The 11,163-nt window shown below is 74.8% G+C and carries 2 protein-coding genes (1 of these 2 only partly in view); both read left to right on the forward strand.

What is annotated here, in order from left to right:
- Positions 1–9,128 carry the 3' end of a type I polyketide synthase gene (locus AB0435_RS13685; RefSeq protein ID WP_366427034.1) on the forward strand. It extends 19,468 nt beyond the left edge of the window, so the window shows 9,128 of its 28,596 coding nt (coding positions 19,469–28,596); its start codon lies off the left edge, out of view; the stop codon is at positions 9,126–9,128.
- Positions 9,129–9,139: 11 nt separating this feature from the next.
- Positions 9,140–11,163 (forward strand): type I polyketide synthase (locus tag AB0435_RS13690; RefSeq protein WP_366427035.1); only part of this gene is annotated, 2,024 nt, incomplete at its 3' end.

Here is an 11,163-nt window from a genome sequence, read left to right on the forward strand (position 1 = left end):
CCCTCGAAGGCGGATTCCTCGACGGCGTCGGCCTCTTCGACGCCTCCTTCTTCGGGATCTCGCCGCGCGAGGCCCTGGCCATGGACCCCCAGCAGCGGCTGCTGCTGGAGACCACCTGGGAGGTCTTCGAGCGCGCCGGGATCGACGCGACCACCCTGCGCGGCAGCCGCACCGGCGTCTTCGTCGGCACCAACGGCCAGGACTACGTCACGCTCCTGCGCCAGGGCACCGCCGACGTCCGCGGCCACGTCGCCACCGGGAACACCGCCAGCGTCATGTCCGGCCGGCTCTCCTACGCCTTCGGCTTCGAAGGCCCGGCCGTCACCGTCGACACGGCCTGCTCGTCGTCGCTCGTCGCCCTGCACATGGCCGCGCAGTCCCTGCGCAGCGGCGAGTGCACGATGGCGCTGGCCGGCGGTGTCTCGGTCATGTCCAGCCCCGACGCCTTCACCGAGTTCACGGTCCAGGGCGGCCTCGCCCCCGACGGCCGCTGCAAGGCCTTCGCCGACTCGGCCGACGGCACGAGCTGGTCCGAAGGCGTGGGCGTCCTCGTCCTGGAACGGCTCTCCGACGCGCGCCGCAACGGCCACGACATCCTGGGCGTCGTCAGCGGCACCGCCGTCAACCAGGACGGCGCCTCCAACGGCCTGACCGCCCCCAACGGGCGGGCCCAGCAGCGCGTCATCCGCCAGGCCCTCACCGACGCCGACCTGACCCCCGCCGACGTCGACGTCGTCGAGGCCCACGGCACCGGCACCCGGCTCGGCGACCCCATCGAGGCCCAGGCCCTCATCGCCGCCTACGGCCAGGACCGGCACCTCCCGCTGCTCCTCGGGGCGGTCAAGTCGAACCTGGGCCACACCCAGGCCGCCGCCGGCGTCGCCGGCGTCATCAAGATGCTCCTGGCGATGCGCCACGGCGCCCTGCCCAGGACCCTGCACATCGACACCCCCTCCGCGCACGTCGACTGGGCGGACGGCGCCCTCTCGCTCATCACGGAGGAGCAGGCGTGGCCGGAGACCGGGCACGCCCGGCGGGCCGGTGTCTCCGCCTTCGGCGTCAGCGGCACGAACGCCCACGTCATCGTCGAGCAGGCACCGGCGGCGGAACCCGTGGCGGACGAACCCGCCACGGCGCCGGGCCCGGTGCCCTGGCCGGTCTCGGGCAGGTCCGAGGCCGCTCTGGCGGCGCAGCTGGAGCAGCTCTCCGCGCTGACCGGCGTTTCGCCGGCCGACGTGGGGTACTCCCTGGCCGCCGGCAGGGCCGCGTTCACCCACCGCGCGGTGCTGCTGGCCGACGGCGAGCGGATCTCGGAGCTCGCACGCGGCACCGCCCAGGACGACACCGGGAAACTCGCGGTGCTCTTCTCGGGCCAGGGCTCGCAGCGGGTGGGCATGGGCCGCGAACTCTACGCACGCTTCCCGGTGTTCGCCGAGGCTCTCGACGCGGTGGCGGCCCACTTCGACGCGGAGCTGGACCGGCCCTTGCGGGACGTGATGTCGGGTGCCGCGGACGGGCTGGACGAGACCGGGTACACCCAGCCGGCGCTGTTCGCGATCGAGGTCGCGCTGTTCCGGCTGACCGAATCGTGGGGCATCCGCCCGGACCTCGTCGCGGGGCACTCGATCGGTGAGATCGCGGCGGCCCACGTGGCGGGGGTGTTCTCCCTGGAGGACGCGTGCCGCCTGGTGGCGGCACGGGCACGGCTGATGCAGGCGCTGCCCGCGGGCGGTGCGATGGTGGCCGTCCAGGCCACGGAGGAGGAAGTGGCCGGGCGGCTGGCCGACGGCGTCTCGATCGCCGCGGTCAACGGGCCCGAGTCGGTCGTCCTCGCCGGTGGTGAGGCCGAGGCGCTGCGTATCGCCGAGAAGTTCGCCGCCGAAGGCCGCAAGACCCAGCGGCTGTCGGTGAGCCACGCCTTCCACTCGCCGCTGATGGACCCGATGCTGGAGGAGTTCCGCCGGATCGCGGAGAGCCTGAACTACGAGGCGCCGCGGATTCCCGTGGTCTCGAACGTCACGGGCGGGCTCGTCCCCGAAGAGCTGGTGTGCTCGGCCGGGTACTGGGTGCGCCACGTCCGTGAGACCGTCCGCTTCGCCGACGGCGTCCGTACGCTCGCCGCCGAAGGCGCCTCCGTCTTCCTGGAGCTGGGCCCGGACGGGGTGCTGACGGCCATGGCCCAGCACATCCTGGACGGCACGTCCGTGGCCGTACCGGCCCTCCGCAAGGACCGCCCCGAGGAGACCGCTCTCCTCGCGGCCCTCGCGCGCCTCCACGTCGCGGGGACGGACGTGGACTGGCCGGCCCTCTTCGAGGGCACCGGCGCCCGCCGCGTCGACCTGCCCACCTACCCCTTCCAGCACGAGTGGTTCTGGCCGGAGCGCGCGTCCGCCGGGCAGGGCCGGACCGGCGACCAGGACTCCCTGGACGCCGAGTTCTGGGCCGCGGTGGAGAACGAGGACCTGGAGTCGCTCTCGGCCGGCCTCGGCCTCGACGACGACGCGCTGTCGGCCCTCGTGCCCGCCCTGTCCGCCTGGCGGCGCGAGCGCCTCGACCGCTCGACCGTCGACGGCTGGCTCTACCACGTGACCTGGAAGCCCCTCACCGGGGCCGCGCCGGGCACGCTCACCGGACCGTGGCTGGCACTGGTCCCCGAGGGCACCGCCACCGACGAGTGGACCGCCGCCGTGATCGCGGCACTCGGCGACGGCACCGTCGTCGCCGAGGCCCGCCTGACCGACTCCCCCGCGCTGACAGCCCGCCTCACCGAACTCGCCCCCGAAGGGGCCGGGTTCGCGGGAGTCGTCTCCCTGCTCGCGGCCACGGCCACCGACGGCGTCCCCGTCGGCCTGGCACAGCCGGGCGAGACGGTCCGGGCGCTGGCGGACGCCGGTGTCGACGCCCCGCTGTGGTGCGTCACCCGGGGCGCCGTGTCGGTGGGCCGCTCGGACCGGCAGGAGGACGACGCGCCGGCCGCCGTGTGGGGGCTCGGCAGGGTGACGGCCCTGGAGCACCCGGACCGCTGGGGCGGGCTCGTCGACGTACCGGACGTGCTCGACCGGCGCTCGGCCGACCGGTTCCGCGCCGTGCTCTCCGGCATGGACGGCGAGGACCAGGTGGCGCTGCGGCCCTCGGGCGCCTTCGGGCGCCGGCTGGTACGCGCCGTGGCAGCTGCGACGGAGACGCCGTGGCAGCCCTCCGGCACCGTCCTCGTCGTCGGCGAGGCGACCGGCTCCGCCGGACACGTCGCCCGCTGGCTCGCCACGCAGGGAGCCGAGCACGTGCTGCTGGCCGGACCCGCCGCACCCGACGCGGCGGAGCTGCGCGCCGAACTCGACGCGCTGGGCACCGGCTTGACGACCGTCACCTGCGCACCGGCCGACGGCGAGGCACTGCCCGCGGCGCTCGCCTCCCTCCCGGAGGCGCGGCCGCTGACCGCGGTGGTGTACGCCCGTGAGGACGAGCCATCCTCCACCGACGACCCGGCCGCGGCCCTGGCCGCGCTCCACGCCAGCCTGGGTGACGTGGCGGCCGCGGCCGACGCGGCCACCGGCGACCGGCCCCTGGACGCCTTCGTCCTCTTCTCCTCGATCGCCGGGACCTGGGGTGCCGCCGGCCGGGGCACGGCCGCGGCGACCGGCGCCCACCTGGACGCCGTCGCCCGGCGGTACAAGGCACGCGGGGTGCGTGCCCTGTCGGTCTCGTGGGGCGCCTGGGCGGACACCACCGCCGACAGCCTGGCCGCACACCTGCGCGCCAACGGGCTGCCCGCGATGGACGCCCAGCGCGCGCTGACCGCGCTCCTCCGGACCGCAGGCGACGACGCCTCCTCGGTGACGGTCGCCGACGTGCGGTGGGACGTGTTCGCCCCGGCCTTCACCCGCACCCGGCACAGCACCCTCTTCAGGGAGCTGCCCGAGACCCGCGAGGCACTGCCCGGCTCCGGCGGTACCGGCCCGGACACGGCGGCCGCCGCGTCCGGACTCCGGGCCGGCCTCGCGGCCCGCCCGGCCGAGGAGCGCACCGAGGCACTGCTGGCCGTGGTCCGCGCCGAGGCGGCCTCGGTGCTCGGGTTCGCCGACGCCGACGCCCTTCCGACCGGACAGCCCTTCAGGGACCTCGGCTTCGACTCGCTGACCGCGGTCGACCTCCGCAACCAGCTCGCCACCGCGACGGGCCTGTCCCTGCCCGCCACGCTCGTCTTCGACTACCCGACGCCCGAGGCGCTGGCCGCCCACCTGCTGGCCGAACTCCACGGCGAGGACGGCGAGAAGGACACCGGCACGGTCGCGATACGGCCGCGTGGCGCCGACACGGGCGACAACCCGGTCGTGATCGTCGGCATGAGCTGCCGCTACCCGGGCGGGGTCCGCTCGCCCGAGGAGCTCTGGGACCTGATCGCGGGCGGCGGGGACGCCATCGGCGGCTTCCCGGCGGACCGCGGCTGGGACCTGGACCGCCTGCTGCACGGCGACGCCGACGGCCGTGGCGCGACCGTCGCCCGGGGCGGCGGGTTCCTCCACGACGTGACGGACTTCGACCCCGGCTTCTTCGGGATCTCGCCGCGCGAGGCCGTGGTGATGGACCCGCAGCAGCGCATCCTGCTCGAAGCCTCCTGGGAGGCCCTGGAGCGCACCGGCATCGACCCCGCGGAGCTGCGCGGCGGTGACACCGGTGTGTTCATCGGCGGCGGCTCCGGCGACTACCGGCCCGAAGCGGGCCAGTTCGGCCACGCCCAGACCGCGCAGTCGGCGAGCCTGCTCTCCGGCCGGGTGTCCTACACCCTCGGTCTGGAAGGCCCGTCCGTCAGCGTCGACACGGCCTGCTCGTCCTCGCTGGTCGCACTCCACCTGGCCGCCCAGGCCCTGCGCAACGGCGAGTGCTCCCTCGCCCTCACCGGCGGTGTGACGGTGATGTCCACCCCGGTGAACTTCGTCGAGTTCGGCGAGATGGGAGCGCTCTCGCCCGACGGGCGCTGCCGTGCCTTCTCGTCCTCCGCGGGCGGCACCGGCTGGTCCGAGGGCGTCGGCGTCCTCGTCCTGGAACGGCTCTCGGACGCGCTGGCCCGCGGGCACGAGGTGCTGGCGGTCCTGCGCGGCTCCGCGATCAACCAGGACGGTGCCAGCAACGGCATCACCGCGCCCAACGGCCCCTCGCAGCGCCGCGTCATCCGCCGCGCCCTGGCCGACGCCGGTCTCGCGCCGGCCGACGTGGACGCGGTGGAGGCGCACGGCACCGGCACCACGCTGGGCGACCCGATCGAGGCCCAGGCACTGCTGGCCACGTACGGCCAGGACCGCGAACAGCCGCTGCTGCTGGGGTCGCTGAAGTCCAACATCGGCCACACCCAGGCGGCCGCCGGCGTCGCCGGAGTGATCAAGATGGTCCTGGCGATGCGCCACGGCGTCCTGCCCAGGTCCCTGCACCTCGACGAGCCGTCGGCACACGTCGACTGGACCGCGGGCGCGATCGAGCTGCTGGCCGCCGAGGCCGCCTGGCCGGAGACCGGCCGTCCGCGCCGGGCCGGCATCTCGGCCTTCGGCGCCAGCGGCACCAACTCCCACGTCATCATCGAGCAGCCCGCGCCGCCCGCCGGGACCGTCGTCGAGTCCGGGCCCGCGGCCGAGCACAACGGCCTGCTGCCCGTACCCGTGTCGGCCGCCGCGCCGGAAGCCCTGCGGGCCCAGGCAGGGCAGCTGCACTCCTACGCGGCCGCCCGGCCCGAACTCACCGTCGGTGAGCTCGCCCTCTCCCTGGCCACGACCCGGTCCGCCTTCGCGCACCGCGCCGCGATCCTCGCCGCCGACCGCGACGAACTGCTCCAGGGCCTGGCCGCACTCGCCGAAGGCCGCACCACGCCCCAGGTCGTCCTGGGCGCCGAGGCGGCGCGCCGGGGCAAGCTCGCGGTGCTGTTCTCCGGCCAGGGCTCGCAGCGGGTGGGCATGGGCCGCGAACTCTACGCACGCTTCCCGGCGTTCGCCGAGGCCCTCGACGCGGTGACGGCACACCTGGACACGGAGCTGGAACAGCCCCTGCGGAAGGTGATGTTCGAGGACCCGGAGCGGCTGGACGAGACGGGCTTCACCCAGCCCGCCCTGTTCGCCCTGGAAGTGGCGCTGTTCCGGCTGGTCGAATCCTGGGGTATCCGCCCGGACTTCGCCGCCGGGCACTCCGTCGGCGAGATCGCCGCGGCGCACGTGGCCGGTGTGTTCTCCCTGGAGGACGCCTGCCGGCTCGTGGCCGCCCGGGCACGGCTGATGAACTCCCTCCCCACGGGCGGGGCCATGGTCGCCGTCCAGGCCACCGAGGAAGAGGCACTCGCCCACCTGACCACCGGCGTCTCGCTCGCCGCGGTCAACGGCCCGGAGTCCGTCGTCCTCTCCGGCGACGAGGCCGCCGTGCTCGGCGTCGCGGAGAAATTCACCGCCGACGGACGCAGGACTAGGCGTTTGCGGGTCAGCCATGCATTTCACTCACTGCACATGGACGCCATTCTCGAGGACTTCCGACGGGTCGCCCGGAGCATCGCCTACGACGCCCCGGCCATCCCGCTCGTGTCCCACCTGACCGGCGAGGCGGTCACCGGTGAGCAGGTGTGCTCCCCGGACCACTGGGTCCGCCACGTCCGCGAAGCCGTCCGGTTCGGCGACGGAGTACGCACGCTCGCCGAGCGCGGCGTGACCGTCTTCCTGGAGCTCGGCCCCGGCGGCGCGCTGTGCGCCATGGCCCAGGACACCCTCGACACCCTGCCCTCCTCCCGGGCGGTGACCGTACCGGCCCTGCGCAAGGACCGCGGTGAGGAGGAGTCCCTCGTCACGGCGCTCGCCCGGCTGCACGTCGGGGGAGTGAGCCCGCGCTGGCACGCCGTGCTGGACGGGGCCGCGACCGCGTCCCGCCGCACCGACCTGCCCACCTACCCCTTCCAGCACCAGCGGTTCTGGCCGGAGACCCGTCCGGCCGCCGGGCCCGCCACGGCGGGCGCCGCGGACGACGGCTTCTGGACGGCGGTGCGCGAGGAGGACTTCGCCTCACTGGAGACGACGCTGAACGTCGACGGCGACGCCCTCGCCAAGGTGCTCCCCGCCCTCGCGGACTGGCGCCGCCGGCGCGGCGACCTGAGCACCGTCGACGGCTGGCGGCAGCAGATCACCTGGCAGCCCCTGGCCCTCGCACCCTCCGGCACCCCGGCGGGCACCTGGCTCGCCGTGGTCCCCGCCGGACACGCCGACGACCCCTGGGTCGCCGACGCCGTCGCCGCTCTGGGACCGGACACCGTACGCCTGGAGGCCGACGGCCTCGGACGCGACGAACTCGCCGAACGGCTGCGGGAGGAGACCACCGGCGGGCGTGCCTTCACCGGCGTGCTCTCCCTGTTCGCCCTCGCGACCACGCCCGCCGACGGGGCGGACGCCCCGCAGGGCCTGGGACTCACCACCACCCTGATCCAGGCGCTCGGCGACGCGGACGTCACCGCACCCCTGTGGTGCGTCACCCGCGGCGCGGTCGCGGCCTCGCCCGCCGAGCCCGTGCCCGGCGCCGCCCAGGCCGCCGTGTGGGGGCTGGGGCGCGTCGCCGCCCTGGAACACCCGCAGCGCTGGGGCGGCCTGATCGACCTGCCCGAGACCCTCGACGACCGGACCGCGGCCCGGTTCGCCGCGGTCCTCACGGCCCCCGGCGGCGAGGACCAGATCGCGGTACGCCCCTCCGCCGCCTTCGGCCGCCGGCTGGTCCCCGTACCGGCCGGAGCGACCGAGGCGTCCGAAAGGGAGTGGAACCCCACCGGCACCGTCCTGATCACCGGCGGCACCGGCGTACTGGGCGCCCGGGTGGCACGCGAACTGGCCCGGGCCGGAGCACGGCACCTGCTGCTCCTCAGCCGCCGGGGCCCCGACGCCCCCGGCGCGGCCGAACTGCGGGCCGACCTCGCCGCACTGGGCGCGGACGCCACCCTCACCGCGTGCGACGCCGCCGACCGCGACGCGCTCGCCGCCGTCCTCGCCGGCATCCCCGCGGAGGCGCCCCTCACCGCGGTCGTCCACACCGCGGGCGTCCTCGACGACGGAGTGCTCGACGGCCTCACCCCGGACCGGTTCGAGGCCGTCTTCCGGGCCAAGGCCACCTCGGCCCTCGCCCTGCACGACCTCACCCGAGACCTGGACCTGGCCGTGTTCGCCCTGTTCTCCTCGACGTCCGCCGCGGTCGGCAACCCCGGACAGGCCAACTACGCCGCCGCCAACGCCTTCCTCGACGCCCTCGCCGAGCGGCGCCGGGCCGACGGCCTCGCCGCGACCTCGATCGCCTGGGGCGCCTGGGACGGCGGCGGGATGGCCGACGACGACCGGGCGGCCGCCGCGGCCCGGCGCACCGGAATCCGCCCCCTGGACCCGGACCTCGCCGTCACGGCGCTGCGCCGGGTGGTCATGGGCGGCCGGCCCACCGAGGTCGTCGCAGACGTCGAACACGAGCGGTTCGTCCGGTCCTTCACCGCCCTCCGGCCCAGCCCGCTCCTCGGGGAGCCGGCCGCGGGCACCGAGTCCAGCCCGGCCGGGCAGACGGACGAGGAGGCCACCGGCACCGCCCTGCGCGAGCGACTGGCGGCCCTGCCGCCGGCGAAGCGCCCCGCGGCCGTACTGGACCTGGTGCGCACCCGGGCCGCCGCCGTGCTCGGATACCCCTCCACCGACGCCGTCGGCGCCGACCGGGCGTTCCGGGACCTCGGCTTCGACTCCCTCAGCGCGGTCGAACTGCGCAACCAGCTCAACGCCGCGACGGGGCTCGCTCTCACCGCCACGCTCGTCTTCGACCACCCGAACCCCGCGGACCTGGCCGACCACATCCTGCGCCTGCTGGCGCTCGATGGGGAGGCCGGGGAAGCGGCCGGTGAAGGGGGCGGCGACGGCGACCTCGACCAGGCCGGCATCAGGGCCCTGCTCGCCTCCGTCCCCGTGGCCCGGCTGCGCGAGATCGGCGTCCTCGAACCCCTGCTGAAGCTCGCGGCCGAGCAGAGCGCCGCGCCCGACGGCGAGGCCACGCAGGAGGCGCACGCCTACGACGAGTCGATCGACGCGATGGACGTCGACGACCTGGTGCGGGCGGCACTCGACGGCAATTCCCACAACGAGCGCTGAAAGAGCGGACCATGACCACATCCAGCGAAAACGTCGTCGCGGCTCTTCGCGCCTCGCTGAAGGAGACCGAGCACCTGCGCCGGCAGAACCACAAGCTCGTCGCCGCGGCCAGGGAACCGATCGCGATCGTCGCCATGAGCTGCCGCTACCCCGGCGGCGTGAGCTCGCCCGAGGACCTGTGGGAGCTCGTGGCCTCCGGCAAGGACGCGATCTCCGGCTTCCCCACGGACCGGGGCTGGGACCTCGACGCCCTGCGGGACGCCGGGGTCGACCGGCGCGGCAACGCCGTCAGCCAGGAAGGCGGCTTCGTCGACGGTGTCGGGGACTTCGACGCCGGCTTCTTCGGGATCTCGCCGCGCGAGGCCGTGGCGATGGATCCCCAGCAGCGGCTGCTGCTGGAGACCTCCTGGGAGGCGATCGAACGGGCCGGCATCGACCCGGTGTCCCTGCGCGGCAGCCGCACCGGTGTCTTCGTCGGCACGAACGGACAGGACTACGCCTACCTGCTCGTACGGTCCCTGGCCGACGCCACCGGCGACATCGGCACCGGCATCGCCGCGAGCGCCGTCTCCGGCCGGCTCTCCTACGCGCTGGGCCTGGAGGGCCCGGCGGTCACCGTCGACACGGCGTGCTCCTCCTCGCTCGTGGCCCTGCACACGGCGACCCACGCCCTCAGGGCCGGCGAGTGCTCGCTGGCCCTGGTCGGCGGGGTGAACGTCATGTCGTCCCCCGGGTCGTTGATGGAGTTCAGCAGGCAGGGCGGCCTCGCGGCGGACGGCCGGTGCAAGGCGTTCGCGGACGCGGCGGACGGCACGGGCTGGTCCGAGGGCGCCGGCGTCCTCCTCGTCGAGCGCCTCTCCGACGCCCGCCGCAACGGGCACCCGGTCCTGGCGGTCGTGCGCGGTTCCGCCGTCAACCAGGACGGAGCCTCGAACGGTTTCACCGCGCCCAGCGGTCCGTCCCAGCAGCGGGTGATCCGGCAGGCGTTGGCGAGTGCCGGGTTGTCGGCGTCCGAGGTGGACGTGGTCGAGGCGCACGGCACGGGTACGGCGCTGGGTGATCCGATCGAGGCGCAGGCGTTGCTGGCCACGTACGGTCAGGACCGTGATGCGGGGCGGCCGTTGCGGTTGGGGTCGGTGAAGTCGAACATCGGGCATACGCAGGCTGCTGCGGGTGTGGCGGGGATCATCAAGGTGGTCCTGGCGATGCGTCATGGTGTGCTGCCGAAGACGTTGCATGTGGACGCGCCGTCGTCGCATGTGGACTGGTCGTCGGGTGCGGTGGAGCTGTTGACGGATGCCGTGCTGTGGCCGGAGGTGGAGCGGCCGTGGCGTGCGGGTGTGTCGTCCTTCGGGATCAGCGGCACGAACGCCCACGTGATCGTGGAGCAGGCCGAACAGGCGGAGCAGGCCGAGCAGGTGGGGGAAGAACAGGGGAACCCGCCTGCCGTCGTTCCGTGGACGGTCTCGGCCAGGTCGGAGCGGGCGCTCACGGCGCAGGTGGAGCGGCTCTCGTCGCTCACGGGTTCGCCGTCGCCGCTGGACGTGGGTTTCTCGCTGGCTACGGGCCGTTCGGCGTTCGAGCACCGCGCGGTCCTCCTGGCAGGCGGTCCCGACGGCGAGCTCTCCGAGGTGGCCCGGGGACGCGCGGACACGGGCCGTTCTCTGGCGGTGTTGTTCTCGGGTCAGGGTTCGCAGCGGGTGGGCATGGGCCGCGAACTCTACGCACGCTTCCCGGTGTTCGCTGAGGCCTTCGACGCTGTGCTGGCTGGTTTCGACGGTGAGTTGCGGGAGGTGATGTTCACCGATGCGGAGCGTCTGGAGGAGACGGGGTGGACGCAGCCGGCGTTGTTCGCGTTGGAGGTGGCGCTGTTCCGGCTGACCGAGTCCTGGGGTGTCCGTCCGGATTTCGTGGCGGGGCATTCGATCGGTGAGGTCGCTGCGGCGCATGTGGCGGGGGTGTTCTCGTTGGAGGACGCGTGCCGCCTGGTGGCGGCGCGGGCGCGGTTGATGGGTGCGCTGCCCGTGGGTGGTGG

The sequence above is a fragment of the Streptomyces sp. NPDC051173 genome, from assembly GCF_040689515.1.
Lineage (GTDB): Bacteria > Actinomycetota > Actinomycetes > Streptomycetales > Streptomycetaceae > Streptomyces.